This window comes from Arthrobacter sp. RAF14, from assembly GCF_052114185.1.
Classification (GTDB): Bacteria; Actinomycetota; Actinomycetes; order Actinomycetales; family Micrococcaceae; genus Arthrobacter_E.
In genome coordinates, this window is the sequence record NZ_JBFREG010000002.1 from 552,560 (window position 1) to 577,780 (window position 25,221).

Below are 25,221 nucleotides of genomic sequence, written 5' to 3' on the forward strand. Positions count from 1 at the left end.
CGGATTTACGCAACACCGGCTTGTCGGCCCGTCCGGCTTGCGACTCGAATGTCATACCAAAGTTATTGAGTAACACTTTAGATCCACACGCTAGGATGTTCAGGATGCCAGGCCTCTGCACTGGCGCCGGGACTTTTTCTTCACCGCACCACCAAGGGGATATCTACATGGAGTTGACCGATTACTGGAAAATTCTCAGAGCACACTGGGTTTCCGTCCTCGGCATCACAGTCCTGGGCGTCCTCGTGGCGTTCGGCTGGAGTCTGCTGCAGCCGAAGGTGTACAGCGCCGACGCCAGCGGCATCGTGTCGGTCGGCGTCAACAAGGATCTGAGCACCGCCATGATCGGCGAGAGCTACTCGAAATCCCGGGCCAAGGCCTACCTGGACGCGGCCAAGTCCCGTTCGGTCGCGGAGGCTGTGATCCAGGACCTCAAACTGCAGAACACGACGCCCGAACAGTTGATCGGCAGGGTCACCGCTCAGAACCCCCAGGACACCGCAACGCTCAAATTCACGGCTCAGGCCTCGACGCCTGAAGGCGCCCGCGATCTCGCTGAAGCGTGGGTGCGTGCGGTCGGCAGCCAGGTCGACGAGTTGGAGAAGGGCCCCGCGGGTTCCAAGGACAAGTCCATCGTGAGCTTCCGGTCCCTGGACGCCGCCCAGCTGCCCACCTCGCCCACCTCGCCCAACACCAAGCTCGCGCTGGTGATCGGTCTGGTGGCCGGCCTGGTGCTGGCCGTGCTCTACGCACTCCTGCGGAACATCTTCGACCGCCGCGTCCGCTCCGCCGCCCAGGTGGAATCGGAGACCGGTCTGGCCGTGATCGGCACCGTGCCCTTCAACAAGGACTTCGACAGCACCCACCGCATCGTCGCGTCGCACGGCGGCAACGATCTGGACAACACCAGCCAGCAGGACCACGCGGTGGCCGAGGCCATCCGTGAGCTGCGCACCAACCTCCAGTTCATGGATGTGGACAACCCGCCGCGCATCATCGTCGTGAGCTCCGCGCTCCCCGGCGAGGGCAAGACCACCGTGGTGGCGAACCTCGCGCAGACCATCGCGGCGTCCGGCCAGCGCGTGGTCGTGGTCGACGGCGATCTCCGCCGCCCCACCGTCGCCAAGACGTTCGGTCTGCTCACCACCATCGGCCTCACCGACGTCCTGATCGGCCGGGCGAACCTCAACGAGGTGCTCCAGCCGTGGGGCGAGAGCGGCAACCTCTATGTCCTGGGCGCCGGCTCCGTTCCGCCGAACCCCAGCGAACTGCTCGGTTCCAACGTCATGCAGAAGATGCTGCAGGACATCGCCAAGCACGCGATCGTCCTCATCGACGCTCCCCCGCTGCTCCCCGTCACGGATGCGGCCATCCTGACCGCTCAGACGGACGGCGCCCTGGTGGTCACGCGCTCCGGCAAGAGCACCTACGACGAGCTCAAGCGCGCACTGCAGAACCTGGAGCGCGTCAAGGGCCGTCCGCTCGGCATCATCATCAACGGCGTGCCGCGCAAGTCCGCGGCGGGATCCGGCTACGGCTACCAGTACTACACGTACTACAACCGGAAGGACGCCGGCGATAAGTCACCGCGCGCCAGCCACGTTCCCGTGACCGAGTCGACCCCCGTCAGCGAGACCGACCCGGTGGAGCTCGAACCGCAGCGCCACATGCGCCGCCGGGACCGTAGCAGGGCCTGATGTCCCGTTCCGCCCAGTCTGCCCACAGGCCGCCGTCGACCGTTCTGACCGTGTGCATCGGCAACATCTGCCGCTCGCCCCTGGCCGAACAGCTCCTGAGGGCGCGCCTGGGGCAGGCGGGGGCGGGCGACTTCGAACTGCTCAGCGCCGGCTTGCATGCCGTGGTGGGGGCGCCTATGGAACCGTGGCCCGCCGCGCTGTCCCAGGAGTACGGGGCAGACCCCACGGGCGCGGTCGGCAAGCAGCTCTCAGCGGAGATCGTGGGAGCCTCGGACCTGGTCCTGACCATGACCCGCGGTCAGCGCGACGATCTGGTCAAGCGCTATCCGACGGCCGCTCAGCGGACCTTCACGCTGGCCGAATTCGGGAGGATCGTCGCCGCTCTGCCGGTCTCAGGCCACAGTGCGACGGCGGCCGGCGAACCTCTGTGGGGTCAGCCGACGAGAGCGACGACCGGCTCCGCGCTGAGCGGCATCGTGCGCTCGGCGTCGTCGGCCCGTCACCTGGCACCGCTCTCCCCGGAGGATGACGTGCGGGACCCGATCAACAAACCGGAAGACGTGCACCGCGCGGTCGGCCGGCAGATCAACGACCTGACCCAGCGGATCGCCGAAGGACTCAGTCGGCACCTCGTGCGCTGAGGCGGCCACGGATGATCACGATGACCTTCAGCAACAGCAGCCCGGTGACAGTGCCGAGGGTGTTGGCGATGACATCGGAGAGCGCGGTCACCCGTCCCGGGATCACGAGCTGGAGCACCTCGATCACCGTGGACAGGACCGTCCCGCTGAACGCGACGGCCCAGTCCGGCACATGCGGACGGCTCAACAGCCTGAGGAAGAAACCCCAGGGGACGAAGAGGACGATGTTGGACACGAACTCGACCGCCACTTCGGCCGGCTGACGGGGGATCCCGAAGGTGGAGAGGAATTCGGCGATGACGGAGACGAAGCCCGTCACCTGGCGCGCGTCGTCCGCCGGCAGGAGCACCACCAGGAGGAGTGCCACGATGTACATGGCGAACGCACCGCGAGCCGCAAGCAGCCATCCGCGCGTCATGGGACCCCTTTCTCCAGCGGAACAACCTCAGCAGGCTACAGGAAAAGACCACGAGACCATCCCGGGAACAGTTCTTCCCGTTCGAGCAACCTCAAGGAAGCCATGAGCCCCACAGACCTCCCCTCGGATACCCCCGCGGACTCCACTCAGCCCCGCAAGCGGAAGAAGCGGATCGCGCTCTGGACCCTGGTCAGCTTCGCCACGATCGTGGTGCTGGCAGGCGTGGCCGCCTTCATCTACGTCGCCGGGCTGATGAACACCTTCGATTCGAAAACGGCCAAGCTCCCCTCCGCCTTTCCTGCGGAGAGCCAGCGTCCGGCGGTCACCAAGGTGGGCGACAAGGCGGCCGTGAACATCCTGCTGGTGGGTTCGGACAGCCGCGGCGCCGGTGTGGACACCGCCGAGGCCGGTAACGCGTCCGATCAGCGGGCGGACAGCCTCATGCTCTTCCACGTGCCGGCCGACCGGAAGAACGCCTACCTCGTCTCCATCATGCGGGACACCTGGGTTCCCATCGCCGGCCATGGCGAGGCCAAGATCAACGCCGCCCTGGCCTTCGGCGGTGTGCCGCTCCTGGTCCAGACCGTCGAAGGTCTTCTCAAGCAGCGGATCGATCACGTGGCCTTCATCGACTTCGAAGGGTTCAAAGGTCTGACCGATGCCGTCGGAGGCGTCGATGTGGATGTGCCGGTGGCCTTCACCTCGAGCGGTTACGGCAAGAAGGGCGTCCACTACCCCAAGGGCACCATGCACATGGACGGGACGACCGCTCTGGCCTTCGTCCGGGAGCGCTACGCCTTCAACGACGGGGACTACCAGCGGGTGCGGGACCAGCGGATCTTCCTGCGTTCCCTGATGACCAAGGTCGCCAAGCCCGAGGTCCTCGCCAATCCGGGCACCCTCAGTTCCATCGTCAATGAGATCTCCCCGTACATCACGGTCGACTCGGCCCTCACCGGACAGAAGGCGGGAGAACTCGCCCTGGATCTCAAGGACATCCGGCCCTCGAACACCGTCATGTTCACGCTCCCCACCCTGGGCACCGGCTGGTCCTCCGACGGGCAGTCGATCGTGAACCTGGACACCGCCAAGGCGAAGGGCCTGGCCGATGCGATGAAAGCCGGGAAGATGCCCGACTTCGTCGCAGCCAACAATCTTAAAAACGGGAACTGAGCGTTTCCCAGGCTTTCCCGCGACAGCGGAATCAGAGGAGGAAGTTTGACACCGGATGCGCTGGTCCTCGCCCCGATCGGTCTCGCCGCCGTTCTGGTGCTGAGTGGAATCGCCAAGCTGCGGGACCGGGAATCCACACTCAGCGTGGTGACCGAACTCCGGCTGCCGGGATTCCTGCGCCGTGACTATTTCGCCTGGGCCCTGCCCGTGGGCGAGATTCTCCTGGCCCTTCTCTTGTTCTCCCCCTGGTCCGGAGTATTCAGCGTGGCCGCAGTGCTGTCCCTGGCATTGTTCGTGGGCTATTGGGGCGTTATCGCACGCGCCCTGACCTTCGATCCCCGGCCTGATTGCGGGTGCTTCGGCCGCATCGGTGATCAGAGTGTTTCGGCCAAGACGCTCGTGCGGAATTCCCTTCTGGTGGTTCTCGGCGCGCTGACCCTCTGGCTGGCTCTGAGCGGCGGGACCGTGATCTCCCTGATCGGAGGCGATCCGTCGGCCCTGTGGTGGATCGTCCTGAGCGCCCTTCTGCTGGTGCTGGCCGGTCTGATCGTCCACCGCTCGAATGAGGCGAGCCGGCCGGGAGCCGTGGCGCAGGCTTCGGGCGCCGGTGATCCGGGTTCCGAAGACGACGACTTCAGCCGCGACCCTATTCCCGCGGCCTTGCTGCAGTCCGAAGACGGCGGCGTTCAGACGCTGCGTGAGCTCGCGTCGGCCAAAGCCCAGCTCCTGGTGGCCTTCAATTGCGTCTGCAAGCCGAGCCACGTGGCCGCGGGCAAGGTGGCCGAGTGGAGCGAACGCATCCCGGAGGTCGATGTGCGGATCCTCAGCACGGTGCCGCACAAGCCGCTCCGTCGTTCCATCCCCACTGCCGAGGGGGTTCTCTACGATCACGACAGCCTCGCCTGGAAGGCCCTGGGGCTCACGAGTTCCCCGTCCGCGGTCCTCCTGGGAGCGGACGGTTATCTGGCCGGCGGCCCCGTGGAAGGTCTGGAGGAGATGGAGAGTTTCGTCGAGGAAATAGCGGACGTCCTGCGTGAGGCTGCGGAGCAGCACTGAAAGTCCCGCAATCCGTCCGAGGCGCATAATTCCAGAAACACGACGACGGCGGCCGCCCCGCCGTCGTCGTGTTTCCACCGCCGCCCGCAGAAATGGCGGTGGAATATCCCGGTTGCAGGAAGCCCACCGATGCTCTCGCGCCCCAGCCAGAACCTCCCGAGAGACACCTATCAAATAAGTATGACTATCTGTCGCAGAGTTTTAATTGATTGACAAGTGACGCTGACATCGTGATACAACTCTCTAGAAGCCGGAATTAGGGATCCGGCTCATCACACGCATCTTCCAGGAGCCAATAATGAGTAATGAGACGAACAAGTCCATTGAGCGACGCCGGGTTCTCCGCGGCGCCGCCTGGGCTACTCCGGTGCTGGCTGCGGCCATCGGCACCCCCGCAGCGGCCGCTTCCGGAGGACCGGTCTGCCCCACCTGCATCAAGCCGGGCGTCCTGCTCGGCGGTGTGACCACCACCCAGATCGTAGTGGCCAACAACAAGGGCACGCTGGCCTTCGCCGGCCTGTTCGGCATGGATTCCAGCAGCTGTGATCTCACGCTGTTCCAGCCGGCCTACACCTCGATCATCACCTCCGCCACTCTGACCATGAGCGACGGCAGCACCTACGCCGGATCGGGCCTCGGCACCGCCACCGGCACCTTCGGCCAGATCGGCGTGCTTCCCGGGACCTGGCTGTTCAGCGGGATCAACATCCCGAACGGCACCTACATCCTCGGCGACAACAGCAAGGTGCACCCGGTTCAGATCTCGGCCACGGTGAACGTCATTCTCGTGGGCCTGCCCTCGCTGCTGCAGATCACCTGCCCGGTGACGCTGACCTGGAACCTGAGCGGCCTCGCCACCGGCATCGTCGCGAACGTCCCGCTGGTCGGTAACGGCGTCGGCACCCTCAACTACACGGCCACGGCGACTCCCGTCCCGTAAGCCGATCGGGTTGCACACAGAGGGCCCCAGGCATTCGCCTGGGGCCCTCTGGCCGTCAAGGGGAACGAGCAAGACGTCCCGCCGCCGAGACCGCCCGCTCAGCCGCCCATGTGCGTGCTGAGCATCGCGGCACGCAGCTGTGCCACCGCCGTCGCGCTTCCGGCCAGGAACCACCGAAGACCGTTGACGGACACGACGTCCACGGCGCCACCGGAAGCCAGCACGAGCGCGGCTCCCGGGAACCAGTCCCACTCGGGGCAGGAGTGCTGGAACCAGCAATCGAGCTCGCCCTGGGCCACGCGGGCCAGATCACAGGATCCGGAGCCCAGCATCCTCAGGGACGCCGCCCCCACGGCGGCCGCGTGCCACGGCATCGCGCAGAGAGGGTCCTGCAGCCAGGTGGGATGGATGTACGTCGCGGCGCTCGACTCGGCCAGGTCCTTGCCGGCCGGCCCGCTCAGCGCGAGGCCGTTGAGCGTGGCCGCGCGCCCCTCGCCCCCGAGCCACAGCTTGTCCTCCTCCGGCTGGTAGACCGCGCCGAGGAGCGGACGGCGCTCACCGTCCCCCTCGGCCACGAGCGCGACGGCGGAGCACCAGTAGGTGGAACCCCGCAGGAAGTTGTACGTGCCGTCCACGGGGTCGATGATCCAGGTGCGGCCGCTCAACGAGGGATGGGACGAGCCTTCCTCCCCGAGGATCCCGTCCTCCGGACGGCAGCGGCGGAGCTGCTCGACGATGTACGTCTCGGCCGCACGATCGGCCTCGGTCACCACATCGGCGACGTTCGTCTTCCGCTGGGACGTGACTCCGGCGGCCCGCATCAACTGCGCCAGCGTGCCGGCCTCCCGGACCAGCACTTCGGCCAGCGCGGCGTCGCTCAGAGAAGGGTCGGGGTTGGCGGTGCTGTGGCGGCCAATGCTCATGTCTCCAGCGTATCCGCGATAATGGAGGACATGTCCAAAACGCCAGCCCAGCGCATCAAGAAGCACGGCTCCCGGGCCGACGTCCCGGACACCGCTCCCCCGCCCGTCATCAACCCGACGGCGCAACGTGCTCTGGGGCAGCGCGCCCCGGGACAGCCTGCCCAGCAGCCTCAGTCGAACGCGAAGATGCTGGTCATCGCTGCGGTGGTCGCCGCGCTGTTCATGTTCTGGTATTTCCACCTGATGGTCCTGTCCCAGATGACGCAGCTCACCGGCGGCCTCGCCATGCCCGACTCCCGAGTGTTCGGCTTCGACGCGGCGGCCATCGATCAGCTGCGCGGAGCCATGGACGATGCGGCGCGTGGCCAGCTCAATTGGGTGCACAAGACGGCGGGCATGCTCTTCCCCCTGCTCTTCGGTCTGGCCTGGGCCCTGCTGATCGGCGTCAACACCGCGCGTTCCTGGTTCCGCACTGCGCTCTGGTCCCTCACGGGCCTGTTCGTGGTGGTCCGGATCGTCGGCAACTTCGCCATCGACTCCCTCTTCTCGGCCGCCGCCCCTGCGGCAGGAGCGGTCGCGTGGGCCTCCTTCCTCGTCGTGGCAGGCTGGGCGCTTTTCGTGCTCTGTCTGATCGGCGCCGTCGTCGTTCTGCTGCCCGGCCGGAGGAAGGCCCAGGCCTAGGGCCCTGCTCCGAGCTTGTATGCTTAAAGGCGTTGTTCGCCCGCCCTCGTAGCTCAGGGGATAGAGCACGGCTCTCCTAAAGCCGGTGTCGTTGGTTCGAATCCAATCGAGGGCACACATCGTTCGACGCCGGACCGCGGCACGCCATCGCGTGCCGCGGTTCCGCGCTTTCCAGCCCCACATTCATCCGGGCTTGCTAGGGTACTGACCCATGAGTTCACCCCACCTCCTCATCGTGTCCGCAGTCTGTGTCTATGACGAGGATGGTCGGCTCCTGACCGTGCGCAAACGCGGCACGGAGAAGTTCATGCACCCTGGCGGGAAGCCCGAGCCCGGCGAGTCCGCGGCCCAGGCCGCGTCCCGGGAACTCCAGGAGGAGGTCGGCATCAGGATCGGCGCCGACGAGCTTCAGCACCTGGGCACATGGGATGCCGCCGCGGCCAATGAGGAAAACACCGTCATCAGGGCCAGTGTCTTCACGGCGCCCGGCACCTGGCAGGCCGTCCCCGCCGCGGAGATCGAGGCTGTCCGATGGCTCGATCTGGACCGGGAGTGGCCAGCGGACCTCGCCCCTCTCCTGACCGAACACGTGCTCCCCACCCTTCTCCAGGCGCGCGGATCTCGCTGAGACACCGCGCGCCGGACGTATCCCGGGCCATCCTCCACGGGGCGCACAGGACCTGAGGATTCCCGAAAACTCAAAGGACGCCACGGCTGACTCTCGCCACACAAGGAAAAGGCCCCGGATGCCGCAGCGCATCCGGGGCCTTTCCACGTGCCCACGGGGCGCGCTGAATAGGGGTTCTTTTCCGGAGTGACAGAACCTCCGCTCCATTGTCCGATCCCATTCCACTCAATGGAATTTCCCTACCGCGAAGAGCATGCTCCCAGCTCAGCGGCACGCCCGAAAGACGCCAAGCTTCTATCCGGAGCACCTCTCCGGCATTCTGAAAACGCCATATATGTGGACACTTATTGACACCGATTTACCAAGATGTCAACGTTTGTGATGTCAGTTCCAACATCCTTTGAGAGAAATCTCATCGTTCATTCACTCCTAAGGAATCTGTCATGACCTCATCACTCCACTCTCACGCCTCCGTGCGATGGCAACAGGGACGCCGCATCGGCGCCGTCACCGCCGTCGTGGCCCTCACCACCGTGAGTGCCGGGCTCTCCCCCGCAGTGGCCGACACGCCCTCGTCGTCCACGGCCTCCTCCGCTCCGGTCTCGGTGTCCTTTACAGGGAAGAACGCCGTGACCTGGGGCGGCAGCTCCGCCGCCTACCCGTCCAACCCCGGCCCCAATTACGGCTACATTCCGAACGACGTGCAGCTCGGATCCGCCAGCACGAACATCGGGGGTTCATCCGTGGCTCTCTCCAGCTTCGTCAGGCTGGACTCCGGCGGTCTGCTGACCAGCATCAGCCAGGCGAGTTCCGCCCTCAACTCCCGCGGCGCATCAGGGGCGCTCGGGGAGAACTTCACGTTCCCGACCACCGGCGACCCGTCCCAGGCCGCTCACATCGATCTGATCAAGGCCGGCGCCGGATCGACCATCCCCGCCGGGCTCGTGGACAGTGTGACGCTGGACCTCGGTGCCTTCGCGTCGGAGACCAGCTTCGTCAACGGCCGTCTGCAGGATCCGGACGGAGTCGGCGGCCCGGGCCGCTACCGTGTGGGTCAGGCGGACGTGACGGTCAAGTCCTCCGCCGTGAAGAACGCGGCCTCCCAGCTGTACAACGGCCTGGGTGCGGTGGACCGCAAGATCGAGCAGATCGTCAACCAGGGCATCCCGCTGAACAAGCTCAACGGCCTGCTCGGCGTCGTGCTCCCCACGCCCACGATGACCGTCCAGAGCAACACCCGTGACAAGGTTTTCGCGAAGCTGCTGGCTCAGCCGCTCACGTCCAAGAACAAGCTCGTCACCGTCGACCTGTCCACCGGGACGGTCAAGGTCCACCTGGATCAGCTCGCGTCCGGCGGGCTGAACTCCCAGAGCCCGAACAAGGAGCTCATCGACTCCAAGGATTACCCGCTGATCGCCCAGACGGTTCACGATCTGATGCATGACGCCACCAACATCGCGGTCGGCGCCGTGGAGAACTCGCTCGACGCCGTCAAGATCAAGCTCAGCTGGGTGGGCCCGCTGCTCCTGAGCCCCAACGGGCTGAACATCAGCTGGAGCTTCACCCTGAAGCAGGCTGCGACGGGCACGCTCCCCGCCCCGGTCAACAACAGCAGCGGCCTGCTCGGCAGTCTGGTGGGCACCCTGGTGACCACCCTCGCCAAGTCGGCCAATGTGGTCGGCACGGTCTTCCGTCCGGTCTACAACCTGGTGATCGCGAACGGCGGTGACGGGGTGTTCGATCTGCTGATCAACCAGATCAAGTTCGGATTCACCTCCACCGTGGTGAACATGCTCCAGCCGGTCTTCACCGCCGCCACGCAGGTGGTGTCGGTCAAGGTCAACAGCCAGAGCACCGCAACCTGCACCCCGGCGGGCGGCACCCCGGTGCCCAGCTCGCACTCGCTCTCGGCTCTGAGTCTGTCCTTCCTGAAGTCCGCCGACGGCGCACGTCTGGACCTGGGCAAGTCCACCACGAAAGCGACCCCGGCCGGCTGCTGACCAGCTCCTGCCTGACCCGAGGGTGTGCCGTTCCCGGACGGCGCACCCTCGGCGTGTCCGCCACCGGCGCCCCGCCGGCCCCGCCGCAGACCCTTCCTGGAGGAATGTTGACCCGGAGGAACAAGATCCTTCTCGCCCTGGCCGTCGCCGCACTCGTCTTCCTCGGCGGGTGGGCCGGGGGAACTCTCGCGGCACCCGGCCGGACCGCCGCCGCGGACCCTGCGCCGCCGTCGTCCGCCCAGACGGAAGGTGCTCCGGCAGCACAGGACTGCGGAGACGGCGCCACAGCGCTCAGCCACCGGTTCCCCGCCGGCAGCTCCTGGACCATGTGCTGGAGCATCGACCCCCAGCAGGGGCTCACGCTCACCCGGGTGACCTACACGGCTCCGGGCAAGGAGCCTCTTCCCGTGCTCGGGGAGATCTCGCTCTCGCAGCTGGAGGTCCCGTATGACACCGGAGTACGCACCACCAAGGACATCACCGAGCACGGATTCGGTGGCCGCAACATGAAGACGCTCGGTTCCGCCGAATGCGCCGGCTCCCGGATCGCCGCGACCCTGCCGGACTTCGGGACGGGAGCCGTGGGCGGCTCGGAGACCCGTGAGGTGCTCTGCACGGAAGAGGTCGACGCCGGCCTGGGCCGCCGCAGCGAGTACACCGGAAGCCCGGTGGCCCAGCGCGGGCGGTCCTTCGAGATCAGCACGCTCTCCGTGGTCGGCTGGTACGAATACCTCTCCCTGTACAGCTTCGGCGAGGACGGGAGCATCACGCCCCGTCTCGGCGCCACGGGCGATCTCTCCCCCGAGGATTACTCGCACGACGCCGCCCACGGTTCGCCCGTCGGTCCGGGCGGCGCCGAAGCTGCCACGAGCCACAGCCACAACGCCGTCTGGCGGATCCACTGGGGACTGCCGGGCCCGCAGAGCGTCCAGGAGTACAACGCCGACTTCACGGGGCAGCGGGGCAAGGACGCGGCGATCGTGAACGGGACCTTCACCCCGCTGCCCACCGAGACGCAGAGGCTCCGCGATGACCGTCGCTGGTGGCGGGTTCTGGGTGACGGGAAGAACCCGGACGGACATCAGATCTCGTACCGCATCCAGCTGGACCAGAGCGACGGGTACACACCGCACAGCCACGGTGATCACGCCGGACAGGACGGACCCGGCGCGGGAGACGCCGCGTTCGGTTACGACGTGGCCTTCACGCAATTCAGGGACTGCGAACGCTACGCCACGCAGAACCTGTCCGCCGGATGCCCCAGCTCAGGGATACCGCAGTTCCTCTCCGGGGAGAAGCTCAGCGACGTGGTCTCCTGGGTGGCGGTGTCCTATCACCACGTGCCCCGAGACGAGGACCAGAGCCCGATGGACGTGCATTGGCAGGGATTCTCCCTCCAGCCCCGGGACGCGTTCAGCCAGAATCCGCTCACGCCCCCGGAACGCTCCACCGTGAACGGGAAGCCATGACCTCCGCCTCTGAATCAGAGCGCTGAGCCGTCAAGACCGCGGGTCTGAAAGTCATATACCTCAACGCCTCCCGTTCACAGCCCTGCCGCTCCAGGCATCCGATACCATGAAGCTGTCCGGCCGCTGAGGTGGCCGCGGCTCATCACTCGTCGTGAGGGGAAGACGGGATCGCTTGGCCATGCCTTGCACAGGCACCACTTCCTCGACAGCTCATTTGAGGAGGGCATCTTGGCTGTGCTCAACGTTCCCGCACCGGACCTGGGGGATATCGCCGTCGTGCTGGGTACCCGGCCCGAAATCATCAAACTCGCAGGGATCATCCGTCACCTCGGCCCACGCGCCCGCACGGTTCACACCGGTCAGCACTGGGATGACGACATGGCCGGTAAGTTCTTCCGGGATCTCGGCATCGGAGAACCCGATGTGCGGCTCGAAACCGTGGAGGGCCAGATCCGTGGCCTTCAGGTGGGAAACGGCATCTCCGAACTGGCGGCTCACTTCCAGGACCATCCCGTCACCGCAGTGATCGTGCAGGGAGACACCAACAGCACCACGATCGGCGCCCAGGCTGCCAACTATCTGGATGTCCCCGTGGTGCACGTCGAGGCAGGTCTGCGGTCCCATGACCGTGCCATGCCGGAAGAGATCAACCGCCTCGTGGTCGGGGCCATCGCGGATCTGCATTGCGCGGCCACTCCACAGAACGCGGAGAATCTGCTTCGCGAAGGCATCGAGCCGTCCCGCGTCCTGATCACCGGGAACACCGTCGTGGAGGCGACGCTCCTGGCACGAGAACTTCCTCATCGCGAAGTCCAGGACCTGGTGAGCGAAAAAGCGCTCCAGGAGGGTTATGTCCTGGTGACGATCCACCGTCCCGAAAACACCGACACCGCGGAGTCACTGGAACGGGTGGTCTCCGCGTTGTCCACTGTCGGGTGCAATGTCGTCTTCACGCTCCACCCCCGAACTGCGGCAGCAGTGGAACGTTTCGGCCTTCAGCGCTACCTGGACGGGTTCGAAGTCCTCACGGGCGTGGGCCACGCCGATTTCCTGGAGCTGGCATCGCATGCACGTCTGCTCGTCTCGGATTCTGGCGGCGTGCAGGAGGAAGTCACCGTGCTCAAAAAGCCCCTCCTCGTGGTCCGTCGCTCAACTGAGCGTCCGGAATCCATTGATGCCGGCTTCTCCCGCCTGATCACTCCTGACCTGGACCTTGCGTCCGAAATTTCGGCAGCCCTGGCGGACACGTCGTGGAGCGACGCGTTGAGAGACAGGCCCTCCCCGTATGGCGACGGCACCGCCAGTCGCCAGATCGCTGAGCGCTCCCGGTCACTTCTCGGCCGCGAGACCGCCCTCCCCGTCGTCTGACGGCGAAGCCGTGAGGTCCTGACCCGCTTCGGTCAGGGCCTCATGCGCCTCGGCGAACTGCGTGGTGTACAGCTCGGCGTAACGCCGTCCCGCACCCAGCAGTTCGGTGTGCGTGCCGCGCTCCACGATCCGCCCGCCTTCGACCACCAGGATCTGATCCGCGTCCCGGATGGTGGAGAGCCGGTGCGCGATGACCACGGCGGTCCGCCCGCTCAGGGCCGCCGCCAGCGCCTCCTGGACGGCGGCTTCGTTCGCGGAGTCCAGCGCGGCGGTGGCCTCGTCGAGAATGACGACCCGTGGACCGGCCACCAGGAGCCGCGCGATCGTCAGGCGCTGACGCTCACCGCCGGAGAGCCGGTAGCCCCGCTCCCCCACCACCGTGTCCAGGCCGTCGGGCAGGGAACGGACCATGTCCTCCAGGCGAGCTTGCCGGAGGGCGTCCCAGAGCTCATCGTCGCTCGCCTCCGGTCGCGGCAACCGCAGATTCGACCCGATGGTCTCGTGGAACAGATGGCCGTCCTGCGTCACCATGCCGACGCCCTGCCGGAGCGAGTCGAAACTCAGCTCGCGGACGTCGACGCCGTCCCCCGCCTCGGCGCCACCCAGAAGCACCGCGCCCGAGTCGACGTCGTACAGCCGGGCCAGCAGCTGAGCCACCGTGGACTTGCCCGCCCCGGACGACCCGACCAAGGCCACCGTCTGCCCCGGCTCCGCGCGGAAGCTCAGGCCATGCAGCACCTCTTCGCCACCGCGCGAGTCCAGCACCGCCACATCCTCCAGGGAAGCGAGGGAGACCTGCTCCGCCGAGGGGTAGGAGAAGCGGACATCCCGGAACTCCACCGCGAGCGGGCCCGCGGGAAGGGTGCGCGGCTGCTCGATCTCCTGAATGATCGGGCGGAGATCGAGGACCTCGAAGACCCGCTCGAAACTCACCAAGGCGCTCATGATCTCGACGCGCGCGTTGCTGAGCCCGGTGAGCGGCACGTACAGCCGCGTCAGCAGCAGTGCCAGCACGACGACGTCGCCCGCGCCCAGCGTGCCGTGCAGGGCCAGCCAGCCGCCGACGCCGTAGACGAGGGCCAGCGCCAGCGCCGAGACGAGCGTGAGGCTCGTGACGAACGTGAACTGGAGCATCGCCGTCCGGACGCCGATGTCCCGCACCCGGTGGGCGCGGACCTCGAACTCCCGGGATTCGTCCGCGGGGCGGCCGAACAGCTTGATGAGAGTGGCCCCGGGAGCGGAGAAGCGCTCCGTCATCTGAGTGCCCATCGAGGCGTTCTGGCTGGCGGCCTCACGCCGCAGCGCGGCCAGCCGGCCTCCCATCAGACGGGCAGGCACCAGGAAGAGCGGCAGCAGCACCAAGGCGAGGAGAGTGACGAGCCAGGACTTGTCGAGCATGACCACCAGGGTCAGCGTCAGGGACACCAGGTTGCTCACCACGGAGGACAGCGTTCCGGCGAAAGCCGCCTGGGCGCCGACCACGTCGTTGTTCAGCCGGCTGACCAACGCCCCGGTGCGAGTCCTGGTGAAGAATGCCACCGGCATCCGCTGCACATGGTCGAACACGGCCGTGCGGAGATCCAGGATCACGTCCTCACCGATGGTCGCGGAGAACCAGCGGACCAGCAGACCCACCCCGGCTTCCGCCACGGCGACGACCGCGATCAGCACGGCCAGCCGCACGACGAGGTCCACGTTCCTGCCCGCCACGATCGCATCGACCACCTGGCCTGCCAGCAGGGGCGTGGCCACCGCCAGGAAGGCGGCCACCACGGAAAGCAGGATGAACCCGACCAAGCGCGCACGATGCGGGACGGCGAAGGCGAGAACACGGCGGATGGTCTCCCGGGAGAAAGGACGCCTGCCCTCCTGCGCACGGGAAAGGTTGTACAGGGAGCTCATCGCCGCACGGTCCATACTCATGGTCTGTCCTCCTCGGACTTGATCCGCAGGCCGGGCTCCGCGCCACACCGGACCGTTCGCGGACCGCGTGGCAAGACCTTTCCGGCACATGGAAAAGCCCGCCGCTCCGGACTTGGGGGGTATCCGGCGCGGCGGGCTCCGGGCAAAAACTCTAACAGAGCGCGGCGAGGTGACGCAAAGACCCAGCCAGGCCTGGCCGGTGGTTCTGGGCGGGTGGATTCGTCGGGCATCGCTCCCTGAGAGCCGATGACAAAGTAGTCAGCACGCGAACCTTTACCAAACGGTGATCTGATCACGGATGTGTTTTGTACAGAACCTGGGATAATGGAAAACGTGTGATCGTGGCGTCTGGGGAGGCGCTCACACATTGGGGGGATGAGCGGCGGCGAACCGGGGGGTTCGCCACCGCTCAGCCTTTTAAAGCCGCTTTTCCCGCCGGAAAGGCCTCGCGCCGGCTTTCACTCGTCACACCGAAAACAAGCCTGTGACCTGTTTGACGTCAGATCGTCACCTACCCATCCCCCACCCTCGCAGACGCGTCAGGCCCACGGCCGAACAGTCACATCTGCGCGCTTACGCCGATAGAGGGCTTCGCCCGACGGTGATTATTGGTCCGGACGACGGCGCTCCCTACGATGAGGATGTTACCCGCCCCTAATTTTGAATTACTCGAAAGAGAACACATGTCTGAGTCAATGACGACTGCTGCTCCCTCCAGGGCCGCCACGCTCGGAGCCGAAATCGCCGGCACCTTCTTCCTGGTCTTCGGTGTGATCGGCACCGCCCTCTTCACGGCCGGATTCGCTGCCGGCGAGGGCGGTCTGAACGTCGGTTTCCTGGGTGTCGCCCTGGCCCTGGGCCTCTCCGTGATCATCGGCGCCTTCGCGTTCGGCCCGATCTCCGGAGGCCACTTCAACCCGGCGGTGACGCTCGGGCTCGCGGCCGCCGGGCGCTTCGCCTGGAAGGATGTCGCAGGGTACCTCGTGGCCCAGGTGATCGGCGGTGTCCTCGGGGCGACAGCACTCGTGGCCATCCTGGCCGGCGGCAAGGACGGTGCCCTCGCCGCCGCGCAGAAGGGCGGATTCGCCTCCACCGGCTGGGGTGAACTCTCGCCGGGCGGCTACAACGCGACGTCATTCTTCATCACCGAGATCGTGGCCACCGCTCTCTTCGTGACGGTCATCCTGGCGGTCACCGGCAAGCGAGGAGCGGGTCGACTGGCCCCGCTGGCCATCGGATTCACGCTGGTCGTCATCGCGCTCCTGGCCATCCCGGTCACGAACGGCTCCTTCAACCCGGTGCGTTCCCTCGCCACCGCCATCTACGGAGGACCGGCCGCGCTCTCGCAGCTCTGGGCCTCGATCGTCGCGCCGATCGTCGGCGGCCTGATCGCCGGTTTCGCTCACAAGACACTGTTCGAAGGCGAAACCGCTTAAGACCCCCGCCCCTGGGATGGCGGTGCCGCCACAGCGTCGTGCTGCGCGGCACCGCCTTCGTCGTTCCTAGGGGCGCTCAGCGGGGTCAGGCATCGCCGCGGTCCGGTCCGGAGGGGCCCCTGAGCGAGTCCCAGTCCTGCGCCGCCCAGTCGATGGGCCCGGAACCGCGTGCGGGCTTCGCTGCGGTCTTCCGCTCCGGCGAGGACGACCCCGCGCGGGGCGGCGACGCGGACGCCTTGACGGACGCGGCCGTGGACCCGTCGTCGCCCCATGGCAGCGGAAGCGCCTGCACCTCCTCACCCATCCGGACCCCGTGGGGAGGAATCACCAGCAGCAGCTGCGCCGCGGCCCACTCCCCCAGACCATGCTGCGGACCACACGGTGACGCCATCCCGAACATGGTACGGCCGGGAACCAGGCGGGTGGGACGGAGTTCGGGCTCCAGAGCACGGCCGGCGGGCACCGGCCGGAAGGTCTCAATCCTGCGGCGTCCGAGAGCGGCGACAAGAGGCTCGCCGAGCAGCGCCAGCGCGGTCAGTGCCTCGCCCGGAGTGCCCGGCAGGCCGAGCACATATCGCCCGTCCGGCAGGACGCCGACCACGACGCTCTGGATCGGCTCGCAGGACACGCCGTCCACCAGGTAGTCGACGCCCAGGCCTTCCAGCGCCTCCCGCAAGTGGTCCTCCTCGCCGCGCCCGGTCCCTCCGACTGTCAGCACGACGTCGACAGGCTCCGCCGCGCCGTCGGCGTCCTCCTCCAGCGCAGCGCGCCACGCGGCCGCCGTGCCGGTGATACGGGCCCGGTGCTCGACCACGGCGCCCCACGCGTCCAGCAACGGAGCCATCACCGGCGCCAGCGTATCCCGGTCCTCACCCCACTCAGGACGGCCCTGGGCCGTCAACCTCCCGGACTGCACGAGCTGCACGCGGGGCCTCGGCACGGCGGCGACCGTGTCCAGGCCGGCACCGGCCAGCAGCGCCAGACGGAGCGGGTTCAGCACCGAACCACCCGTCATCAACGGGGCGCCGGCGGAGATCCCGTGTCCGGGCGGGATGACGTTCTCTCCGTTGCGCGGCGCGCCGGGACGTGCCCGCGGCGAACGTTCGACGACGGCGAGGCCCTCGGAGTCCAAGGTGATCCGCGCGTCGTCGAGGGCCAGCACGCCCTTGCCACCGGGCGGCAGCGGCCGGCCCTTCTCCACCCGGCTGCTCTGACGCCCGGCCAGTCGCTCCCCCGGTTCCGCGATCACCCAGGGCGGGCTGCCGTTGACGGCCCACCCGTCCACCGAGGCACGGGGCACGTCCGGAAGGTCCGCCCCCGCCACGACGTCCTCGGCCGCGAGCAGCCCGACGGCCTGGGCCAGGGGGACGTGCACGGCGGGGAGCGGTTCCACCCGTTCCTCGAGCAGGGCCCGGGCCTCGTCCCAGTTCAACCGTGCTGTGACGTCCTCGCGAGATTCCGTCATGACCGCACGGTCCCGCGCGGCTTCACATCGGACGGAATGCCCGGAGGCGTGCTCCTCGCACACGGTTGCGTCCGTGACATCGTCCAGTGCCTCCCTGCGCCTCATCCCGGCTGTCGAACACCCTCGCGGGCCCGGACTCCAGCCTAGAACGAGCGACCGACCGCTGCCGCCCTCAACCCCGCCGTGTCGTCACGCGCGAGCCGACCCGGGCACGTCTGATCCACGGTGCGGGCCGGCGCACCGCCCGTACCCTCAGCGAGAGGCCTCCTAGGCCGCGTCCTCCGCGGGAAGGAAGGCGCTCCACTCCGGGGTGGGCTTCTCCAGTTCCTTGATCTGCCAGACCGTGCCCACGGGCGGACGGGGGCTGAATCTCAGATGCCAGCCCATCTCCGACGGCGTGTGGTCCCCTTTGGTGTTGTTGCACTTGAGGCAGCACGCCACGAGGTTCTCCCAGGAGTCCCGTCCGCCACGCGACCGGGGCAGGATGTGGTCGATGGTGTGGGCGGCCTTACCGCAGTATCCGCAGCGATGCCCGTCGCGGCGCAGGACCCCTCTCCTGCTGACCGTGGAGACCACATTGTGGCGGGGTCTGATGTAGCGGTTCAGCAGGATGACCGAGGGCCGCCCCAAGACCTCGCGAGGGCCGACGACGGGTTCGCCGCCCTCCGAGACCACACTGGCCTTTCCAGCCAGCACAAGGACCAGCGCCCTGCGGAAGGTCACCACCGCAAGCGGTTCATATCCAGCATTCAGAACGAGAGTGCGCATGCACATACCTCTTCACGGCCGCACCCGGCAGGGGCACGAGGGCCGGCTGCCCCCGGCGTGTCCGGGCTATGGATCGACGTAACCAGCCTAAACACGCCCGGGCGCGTGCGCGATGCCCTGGACCATATTGCGGACGTGTCGCAGGAAAAATTCACCCGTCGTTGGGGCCTCCGACAGCTTTCGCGGCTTAACGGCAGAAGGACCCCGCCACACAGGCGGGGTCCTTCTGAAGATCTCCAGCGGGAGAGGCTGGCGGTTCAGACCGTGGTCTTAGCCACCCACGCGGATGAAGACGGGGCCGGAGCCGACGAACGCGTCGTACACCTTGGTGGTGTAGCCGAGGAAGCCGCCGTGCACGGCCTGGCCGTTGCCGATGTAGACGGCCACGTGAGGCACACCGACGCCACCGTCGGCGTAGTAGATGACGTCGCCCGGCTGAGCCTCAGCGGCGGACACCGTGCGGCCCAGGGAAAGGTAACCGGCGGGCCAGTCATGGAAGTTGATTCCCACGGCGCGCAGGGAGTTGGACACCAGGGCGGTGCAGTCCTGGTTGACGCCCAGCTGAGCCAGAGCGGCAGCGGCGATCGCAGCACCCTTGCCGGAAGCGGCAGCGGTGTTGATGGTCTTGGGAGCCGGAGCGGCAGCCGCGACGTTCGAGCCGGTCACCTGGGTGTTGGTGTTCTCGGTGGCCGGAGCGGCCTGCTCGGTGTTGGTCTGCGTCTCGGTGTTGGACTGTGCCTCGACCACGGGGGCCTCGACCACGGGAGCCGGCTCGGTCTTGACCGCGGTGCGGACGAAGCTGAGCTTGGCGGTGGAGGATGCGGCCACGGCCTGCGGAGCGGCCTTCACCTCGAGGGTGGTGGCTGCGGAGGAGTCGCGCTGAACGCTGGTCTCAGCTGCGTTGGCGGCGATGCCGCTGGTGAGAACCAGGCCCGAAGCAGCTGCGATCACAGCGGCCTGACGGCCCATGGATCCTGCGTTCGACGAAACTGCCTTGGAGATCTCAAGGATCGAAGTGGTGGGTGCCTGCTTAGCGCGATGGCGCGCAGCGGTAGTGCCAAAAGACAAGGAAAAGCCTCTCCCGATGCCTACGAGGTGAGCTGTCGGATTCGGATGGGAGCCATCCGGCCGTCCGCCGCTTTCGCGACCTGACGACTTAACCCCAAGGCCTTGCAAGCAAGGCCAGAATTGGTTCCCCCGCCTCTGCCAGACGAAGTAGTTACGAACGGACCTCGGTTGGTGGCAGAGCTCGGCAATCCAACCCAGGGCTCCTCCCCTTACGAGGAGGCGCGATCTATAAATTACAGGAGTCTCGGCGGAATGTCACATTAAGGTTACGGAACACGCCGTGAGACTGAGAGATGGCTCTCGATCAGAGCCATCCGGACGGGTCGACGACCTGGCCGTTGACCATCACTTCAAAGTGCAGGTGGCAGCCCGTGGAGGCGCCGGTGGTTCCACTGAGCGCCACCACATCGCCGCGCTGGACGGTCTGTCCGACCTGCACGGTGAAGGAGCTCAGGTGGTTGTAGGTGGTCTCGAGACCATTGCCGTGATCGACCACGACGCGGTTTCCGCCGCCGGTGTCGACCCAGCCGGTGAAGACGACCTTGCCGGCCGCCGCGGCCATGACCTGCGTGCCGCACTGGGCGACGAAGTCCTCACCGCTGTGGAAATCAGAGGGGCCACCGAGCGGGTTGATGCGCCAGCCGAAAGGCGACGCCTCGGTCAGGGAGGCCAGGGGCGAACCGAGCGAGCCCTTCGCGGCGGAGGGGGTGACCTTGCCGGACTGGGCGCTCATGAGAGCCTTCAGCCGGGCGTCCGGGTCCTGCGTGCTGGTGGCCGAGGTGCGGCTGAAGGAGATCTTCGCGCCGGTGGAGGCGGTGACGGGAGCCTGAACGGCGCCGCTGGCGCTGATGCTCGCGGCGGTCTGGGTGCCATCACGGCCTGCGGCTTCGGCCAGCGGGCCGGTGCTGGCGGGGAAAGCGACGGTCAGAGCGAGCCCACCTGCGGCGAGCGCGAGGCCGCCCTTGTGAATGGCGCCGCTCTTGACTGCCAGATCGGCGATCTGCTGCAGGGGTCCCCGCCGCTTCGCCTTGCGAGGCGTCGACGGAAGAACGGTCCGGGCGGGACCTCCGGCCTGGGGTGCCGGACCACTCGCGCGACGACGTCCGCGCAGCTTGTCATTGCTCACGTATGCATTCCCTCTCATAGCGCCTTCGAAGTTAGCTGTCGGATTCGGGCCTGAGAGTCAGCTGCCCGGCCTGCGGAGGCACACGGGGATCCAGGGGGACGGCATGCGCCGCATCTGAAAAGTTCCGAGCACCGCCGCGGGCTTCACCCCAAGGCGACCTGATTCCAGGCCACCGGAAATGGTTCCCCCGCCTCTGCTGTCATGCTTCACACCCTGGTTTCGCCAGCAGAGCTCGGCGTACGAAACAGGTCACGCTTAGGTTTCAGCGCTGAGACATCACTATACGCGAACGGGCCCAAGAGTAATAAATTCGTTATCTAGTATGTGGATAAACCCGCCGCGGGCGCGGACCGGACGCAGAGAACGCGCCCACCGGGCGGCGGACGCGTTCTGAAGAGTGAAATTGCAGTTCAGCGCGGTTTTCAGCCGAGCGAGACGAAGACGTGGGCTGCCACTTCCGGCGGAAGCTCCAGCGCCCCCTCGATGCCGGCGACCCGCACGGCGATGTAATCTCCCGCACGTTCAAGAGCCACGGTCGCGCCGGGGCGGATTCCGCCCTCGTCCAGCTGCTGCAGAAGCTCCGGCTCCACCTGAGCGGGCTCCGCCAGGCGACGGACGGTCACCACGGCTCCCGGCGAGTACTCGCCCATGGCCTGCACCAAAGTCATCAGACCGGCGGAGAACACTTCGCCTTCCAGCCCTCCCAGCTGCTCGAGGCCGGGGATCGGGTTTCCGTACGGCGAATCCGTCGGATGGCCCAGAAGTTCATAGATCCGCCGTTCCACCCGTTCACTCATGACGTGCTCCCAACGGCAGGCCTCGTCATGCACGAACGCCCAGTCCAGGCCGATCACATCGGAGAGGAGGCGCTCCGCGAGGCGGTGCTTGCGCATGACCTCGACCGCTCGTCGTCGCCCGTGATCCGTCAGTTCGAGGTGACGGTCACCCGTGACGACCACCAGGCCGTCGCGCTCCATCCGCCCGATCGTCTGGGAGACCGTGGGGCCGGAATGGTGGAGGCGCTCTGCGATCCGGGCACGCAGAGGGACGATCTTCTCCTCTTCCAACTCCAGGATGGTCCGCAGGTACATCTCCGTGGTGTCGATCAGATCAGTCATCCCGTCCTACCCTCACTCGCGTCGTGTGCGCCATGGCGTCCGCGCCCAAGCTTCATCTCGTCAAGCTTAGAACGCCGCCTCCCAGTCTAGCTTATTTAGACTGTCTCCGAATAAAGGAATCATCAGATGACGCTCCCGGTCGCCGGAATCCGGACCCGCTTGGGAACCAGCCCCTGCACTACGGCAAAATGAACTCAGGACGGGCACACCCCGGAAGGACCCGCCCTCTCTGCCACACACCAGAACTGGAGCAATCTGTGAGCGATCAGGCACACCTCACCATTCCCGCACATCTCCTTCCCAAGGACGGCCGCTTCGGCGCCGGTCCTTCCAAGGTCCGGCCCGAACAGGTCGAAGCCCTCAGTGCGGCCGGCGCCACCTTGCTGGGCACCTCGCACCGTCAGGCACCCGTGAAGAACCTGGTGGGGTCCATCCGCTCCGGTCTCAAGTCCTTCTTCAACGCCCCGGATGACTACGAAGTGATCCTCGGCGTCGGCGGCTCGACGGCATTCTGGGACATCGCGGCGTTCGGGCTCGTCGAGAAGAAGGCGCAGCATCTGTCCTTCGGTGAATTCGGCTCCAAGTTCGCCTCCGCCACCAAGAAAGCTCCGTTCCTCGAGACCAGCTCCATCATCACCGCCGAGCCCGGCACGCGGCCGGAAGCCGTGGCCGAGGCCGGCGTGGACGTCTACGCCTGGCCCCAGAACGAGACGTCCACCGGCGTCGCCGCCCCCGTGCGCCGGGTGAGCGGCGCAGACGAGGGCTCGCTCGTCGTCGTCGACGCGACCTCGGCGGCCGGTGGCCTGGACGTGGATGTGCGCGAGGCGGACGTCTACTACTTCGCGCCGCAGAAGAACTTCGCGTCCGACGGCGGCCTGTGGCTCGCGCTCTTCTCCCCCGCCGCGCTGGAGCGCGCCGAGCGGATCGCCGCGAGCGATCGCTGGATCCCGGACTTCCTGAACCTCAAGACGGCGATCGACAACTCGCTGCTCAACCAGACCTACAACACGCCGTCGCTCTCCACGCTGGTCACACTGAACGCCCAGATCGAGTGGCTGAACTCCCAGGGCGGCCTGGACTTCGCCCGCAAGCGGACGGCCGACTCCGCGGGCCGCGTGTACGCGTGGGCCGAGGCGAGCGATTACGCGACGCCGTTCGTCCAGCGTCCTGAGGACCGCTCCAACGTCATCGCCACCATCGACTTCGACGAGTCCGTGGACGCCGCTCAGGTGGCCAAGATCCTGCGCGCCAACGGCGTGGTGGACACCGAGCCGTACCGCAAGCTCGGCCGCAACCAGCTGCGCATCGCGACGTTCGTGGCGATCGACCCCGAGGACGTGAGCGCCCTGACGGCCTCCATCGACTACATCGTCGGCGAGCTGCGCAAGTAAGTCCCTGACGGAAAACGCCTGTGGGCCCGGGAAACCGGGCCCACAGGCGTTTAAGGCCACTTTTCATGGCACGGTTGTGCTACTCAGCGTCGGAGGCTTCGTCCTCGCCGGCGTCCTCGGGCTCTGCCGGATCGGTTTCCTCCGGGGCCGGTGCGGCATCGCTTCCGGCGCCGTCATCCTCCGCCGCGGGCTCCGCCGCGGCGTCGCCCTGTTCGGGAGCCTCGCCGGCAGCGGCGGCCTCCTCGGCCTGCATCGCGGCGACATCCTCCGGACGCACACGCTCGGACCACGGCACCCACGGCGGAGCCAGGACGGAATCATCGCTGGGCAGGAGTCCGATCTCGCTGACCGTCACCACCTTGGAGCGGGAGTTGCGGGTCAGCACCGCGAACCACTGCCAGCCGCCGTACCCGGCCAGCCTCGAGTCGAACAGGTGGGTCACCACCCGGTCCTCCTCGCGTTTGGCTCCGAGGTGTTCCCCGATAGTGCCGGCCGGGGTGATCGTTTCCAGTTCCCGCCGCGCTTGATCCACTGCCGCAGCGAGCATCGCGTCCGGCTTGCCGGTCTTCCACTGCGGGACGCCCGGCTTGGGGGCGGGGGTGCGAAGGGTGTTCTGACGCTCGGCAGTCATGTCTCAGGCTTCCAGTTGATCTGCGACCTGGCGCAGGGCGGCCGCGATGGCGGCGCCCTTCTTGCCATCCGGGTACTTACCCGAGGAGAGCATCCCGGACAGGTTGTCCAGGACGGTGGAGAGGTCCTGGACCATGGGGGCCAGTTCCTTCGGAGAGGTGCGCTTGGCCTTGGCGACGGAGGGGAGCTTGTCCAGGAGCCGGACGCCCATCGCCTGGGCGCCGCGGCGTCCTTCGGCGATGCCGAACTCGATCCGGGTCCCCTTGCGGAGCTCCGCCACTCCGGCGGGCAACGCGGAGGCGGGCAGGTAGTACTCCTGCCCCTCCTCGGACGCTGCAAAGCCGAAGCCCTTGTCCTTGTCGTACCACTTGACGCTGCCGGTAGGCACTTCTTTACCTCTGTCTGTCTTTACTTGCGGTCAGGCCGTGCCCCACCTAGTCAACCGGTCTGGGCGGCACGGCTCGCGGTCTGCGTATCCAAACTATTTTACCCGGGCGGGAGCGTTCGCCCGCCATGTGTCGCGGGCGGCTTCCGAACCGCGTACAGAAATCTTCCAGACAACACTCAGGGTCCCGGCGGATGATGGAAAGCATGAAGACTGAAACGCCTGAAGCCAAACTCCTGGTTGTTGACGACGAACCCAATATCCGGGAACTTCTCTCAACGTCCCTGCGCTTCGCAGGCTTCGACGTTGTGGCCGCCGCCAACGGGCGTGACGCCCTGGCGAAGGCCGAGAGCGAATCCCCCGATCTGATCGTCCTGGACGTCATGCTCCCGGACATGGACGGCTTCAACGTCACCCGTAAGCTCCGCGCGGCCGGCCGCCACATCCCCGTGCTCTTCCTGACCGCCAAGGACGACACCGAGGACAAGGTCAACGGCCTGACCGTAGGCGGGGACGACTACGTCACCAAGCCGTTCAGCCTGGACGAGGTCGTGGCACGTGTGCGTGCCGTGCTCCGCCGCACCCAGCCGATGCTGGAGGACGAGGCGATCATCCGGGTGGACGATCTGGAGCTCGACGACGACGCGCACGAGGTCCGCCGCGGCGGGACGACCATCGAGCTGTCCCCCACCGAGTTCAAGCTCCTCCGCTACCTCATGCTGAACCCCAACCGGGTGCTGTCCAAGGCGCAGATCCTGGATCACGTGTGGGAGTACGACTTCAACGGCGATGCCTCGATCGTGGAGTCCTACATCTCCTACCTCCGCCGCAAGATCGACATCGTCCCGGACGCCCCCACGCTGATCCAGACCAAGCGAGGCGTGGGATACGTCCTGCGGACTGCCGAAAAGCGCTGA

23 protein-coding genes, 1 tRNA gene and 2 riboswitches are annotated in these 25,221 nt (G+C 67.0%); of the genes, 14 read left to right on the forward strand and 10 right to left on the reverse strand.

Annotated elements, in window-relative coordinates; translation table 11 throughout:
• Positions 1 to 167: 167 nt before the first annotated feature.
• Together AB4Y75_RS10040 and AB4Y75_RS10045 are read left to right on the forward strand one after the other, a co-directional pair.
• The gene (locus AB4Y75_RS10040) at positions 168 to 1,697 is read left to right on the forward strand and encodes a polysaccharide biosynthesis tyrosine autokinase (RefSeq protein WP_441435720.1); all 1,530 of its coding nucleotides are present in this window, start codon (positions 168 to 170) and stop codon (positions 1,695 to 1,697) included.
• Positions 1,697 to 2,338, forward strand: a complete 642-nt coding sequence (locus tag AB4Y75_RS10045; RefSeq protein WP_441435721.1) for an arsenate reductase/protein-tyrosine-phosphatase family protein — start codon at positions 1,697 to 1,699, stop codon at positions 2,336 to 2,338. The genes AB4Y75_RS10040 and AB4Y75_RS10045 overlap by 1 nt, the downstream gene beginning before the upstream one ends.
• On the opposite strand, the gene AB4Y75_RS10050 is transcribed toward AB4Y75_RS10045, so the two are convergent.
• The gene (locus tag AB4Y75_RS10050) at positions 2,316 to 2,756 is read right to left on the reverse strand and encodes a VanZ family protein (protein ID WP_441435722.1); all 441 of its coding nucleotides are present in this window, start codon (positions 2,754 to 2,756) and stop codon (positions 2,316 to 2,318) included. The genes AB4Y75_RS10045 and AB4Y75_RS10050 overlap by 23 nt on opposite strands.
• A gap of 102 nt (positions 2,757 to 2,858) precedes the next feature.
• Between AB4Y75_RS10050 and AB4Y75_RS10055 the strand changes: the two genes are divergently transcribed.
• From AB4Y75_RS10055 to AB4Y75_RS10065, 3 genes are all read left to right on the forward strand, one after another.
• Positions 2,859 to 3,929, forward strand: a complete 1,071-nt coding sequence (locus AB4Y75_RS10055; protein ID WP_441435723.1) for an LCP family protein — start codon at positions 2,859 to 2,861, stop codon at positions 3,927 to 3,929.
• Positions 3,930 to 3,974: 45 nt separating this feature from the next.
• Positions 3,975 to 4,985, forward strand: a complete 1,011-nt coding sequence (locus tag AB4Y75_RS10060) for a MauE/DoxX family redox-associated membrane protein (protein WP_441435724.1) — start codon at positions 3,975 to 3,977, stop codon at positions 4,983 to 4,985.
• A 298-nt stretch (positions 4,986 to 5,283) separates the two neighbouring features.
• Positions 5,284 to 5,925 carry a hypothetical protein gene (locus AB4Y75_RS10065; RefSeq protein WP_441435725.1) on the forward strand — a complete coding sequence of 214 codons (642 nt, stop codon included), beginning with the start codon at positions 5,284 to 5,286 and terminating at the stop codon, positions 5,923 to 5,925.
• A 98-nt stretch (positions 5,926 to 6,023) separates the two neighbouring features.
• Here AB4Y75_RS10065 and AB4Y75_RS10070 read toward each other — a convergent pair whose 3' ends face one another.
• A complete protein-coding gene (locus tag AB4Y75_RS10070) occupies positions 6,024 to 6,848 on the reverse strand; it encodes an inositol monophosphatase family protein (protein WP_441435726.1) in 825 nt (274 codons plus the stop codon).
• A gap of 30 nt (positions 6,849 to 6,878) precedes the next feature.
• On the opposite strand from AB4Y75_RS10070, the gene AB4Y75_RS10075 reads away from it, so the two are divergent.
• The 6 genes from AB4Y75_RS10075 to wecB all read left to right on the forward strand — a co-directional run bounded on the left by AB4Y75_RS10075 (position 6,879) and on the right by wecB (position 12,994).
• Positions 6,879 to 7,529 (forward strand): hypothetical protein, encoded by a 651-nt coding sequence (locus AB4Y75_RS10075; RefSeq protein ID WP_441435727.1) that lies wholly within the window; start codon positions 6,879 to 6,881, stop codon positions 7,527 to 7,529.
• 42 nt (positions 7,530 to 7,571) lie between these two features.
• Positions 7,572 to 7,644: transfer RNA gene (locus AB4Y75_RS10080), tRNA-Arg, on the forward strand.
• A gap of 96 nt (positions 7,645 to 7,740) precedes the next feature.
• Positions 7,741 to 8,157 (forward strand): NUDIX hydrolase, encoded by a 417-nt coding sequence (locus tag AB4Y75_RS10085; RefSeq protein ID WP_441435728.1) that lies wholly within the window; start codon positions 7,741 to 7,743, stop codon positions 8,155 to 8,157.
• 443 nt (positions 8,158 to 8,600) lie between these two features.
• Positions 8,601 to 10,157, forward strand: a complete 1,557-nt coding sequence (locus tag AB4Y75_RS10090) for a choice-of-anchor G family protein (RefSeq protein ID WP_441435729.1) — start codon at positions 8,601 to 8,603, stop codon at positions 10,155 to 10,157.
• 104 nt (positions 10,158 to 10,261) lie between these two features.
• Positions 10,262 to 11,626: a copper amine oxidase gene (locus AB4Y75_RS10095; protein ID WP_441435730.1), complete on the forward strand. Its 1,365-nt coding sequence runs from the start codon at positions 10,262 to 10,264 to the stop codon at positions 11,624 to 11,626.
• A gap of 234 nt (positions 11,627 to 11,860) precedes the next feature.
• Entirely contained in the window at positions 11,861 to 12,994 is a 1,134-nt protein-coding gene (wecB, locus tag AB4Y75_RS10100; protein ID WP_441435783.1) for a non-hydrolyzing UDP-N-acetylglucosamine 2-epimerase, read from the forward strand.
• Here the strand turns inward: wecB and AB4Y75_RS10105 are convergent.
• On the reverse strand, positions 12,956 to 14,917 hold the full coding sequence (locus AB4Y75_RS10105; RefSeq protein WP_441435731.1) for an ABC transporter ATP-binding protein: 1,962 nt from the start codon (positions 14,915 to 14,917) through the stop codon (positions 12,956 to 12,958). The genes wecB and AB4Y75_RS10105 overlap by 39 nt on opposite strands.
• A gap of 683 nt (positions 14,918 to 15,600) precedes the next feature.
• On the opposite strand from AB4Y75_RS10105, the gene AB4Y75_RS10110 reads away from it, so the two are divergent.
• Positions 15,601 to 16,353, forward strand: a complete 753-nt coding sequence (locus AB4Y75_RS10110; RefSeq protein ID WP_441435732.1) for an aquaporin — start codon at positions 15,601 to 15,603, stop codon at positions 16,351 to 16,353.
• 85 nt (positions 16,354 to 16,438) lie between these two features.
• Here the strand turns inward: AB4Y75_RS10110 and AB4Y75_RS10115 are convergent, their stop codons facing one another.
• The 5 genes from AB4Y75_RS10115 to AB4Y75_RS10135 all read right to left on the reverse strand — a co-directional run bounded on the left by AB4Y75_RS10115 (position 16,439) and on the right by AB4Y75_RS10135 (position 21,898).
• On the reverse strand, positions 16,439 to 17,818 hold the full coding sequence (locus AB4Y75_RS10115) for a molybdopterin-binding protein (RefSeq protein ID WP_441435733.1): 1,380 nt from the start codon (positions 17,816 to 17,818) through the stop codon (positions 16,439 to 16,441).
• Positions 17,819 to 18,085: 267 nt separating this feature from the next.
• A complete protein-coding gene (locus AB4Y75_RS10120; RefSeq protein ID WP_441435734.1) occupies positions 18,086 to 18,586 on the reverse strand; it encodes an HNH endonuclease in 501 nt (166 codons plus the stop codon).
• A 270-nt stretch (positions 18,587 to 18,856) separates the two neighbouring features.
• Positions 18,857 to 19,654, reverse strand: a complete 798-nt coding sequence (locus AB4Y75_RS10125; RefSeq protein ID WP_441435735.1) for an NlpC/P60 family protein — start codon at positions 19,652 to 19,654, stop codon at positions 18,857 to 18,859.
• Positions 19,655 to 19,657: 3 nt separating this feature from the next.
• Positions 19,658 to 19,814: riboswitch (cyclic di-AMP (ydaO/yuaA leader) on the reverse strand.
• Between the two features lie 144 nt (positions 19,815 to 19,958).
• A complete protein-coding gene (locus tag AB4Y75_RS10130; protein ID WP_441435736.1) occupies positions 19,959 to 20,780 on the reverse strand; it encodes a M23 family metallopeptidase in 822 nt (273 codons plus the stop codon).
• Between the two features lie 6 nt (positions 20,781 to 20,786).
• A riboswitch (cyclic di-AMP (ydaO/yuaA leader) is annotated at positions 20,787 to 21,028 on the reverse strand.
• A 174-nt stretch (positions 21,029 to 21,202) separates the two neighbouring features.
• Positions 21,203 to 21,898: a metal-dependent transcriptional regulator gene (locus tag AB4Y75_RS10135; protein ID WP_441435737.1), complete on the reverse strand. Its 696-nt coding sequence runs from the start codon at positions 21,896 to 21,898 to the stop codon at positions 21,203 to 21,205.
• Between the two features lie 257 nt (positions 21,899 to 22,155).
• Between AB4Y75_RS10135 and serC the strand changes: the two genes are divergently transcribed.
• Entirely contained in the window at positions 22,156 to 23,289 is a 1,134-nt protein-coding gene (serC, locus tag AB4Y75_RS10140) for a phosphoserine transaminase (protein ID WP_441435738.1), read from the forward strand.
• Positions 23,290 to 23,368: 79 nt separating this feature from the next.
• Here serC and AB4Y75_RS10145 read toward each other — a convergent pair whose 3' ends face one another.
• Both AB4Y75_RS10145 and AB4Y75_RS10150 read right to left on the reverse strand, forming a co-directional pair.
• A complete protein-coding gene (locus tag AB4Y75_RS10145) occupies positions 23,369 to 23,920 on the reverse strand; it encodes a DUF3027 domain-containing protein (RefSeq protein ID WP_441435739.1) in 552 nt (183 codons plus the stop codon).
• Positions 23,921 to 23,923: 3 nt separating this feature from the next.
• Positions 23,924 to 24,307, reverse strand: a complete 384-nt coding sequence (locus tag AB4Y75_RS10150; protein WP_441435740.1) for a cold-shock protein — start codon at positions 24,305 to 24,307, stop codon at positions 23,924 to 23,926.
• Positions 24,308 to 24,510: 203 nt separating this feature from the next.
• On the opposite strand from AB4Y75_RS10150, the gene AB4Y75_RS10155 reads away from it, so the two are divergent.
• Positions 24,511 to 25,221 (forward strand): response regulator transcription factor, encoded by a 711-nt coding sequence (locus AB4Y75_RS10155; RefSeq protein WP_441435741.1) that lies wholly within the window; start codon positions 24,511 to 24,513, stop codon positions 25,219 to 25,221.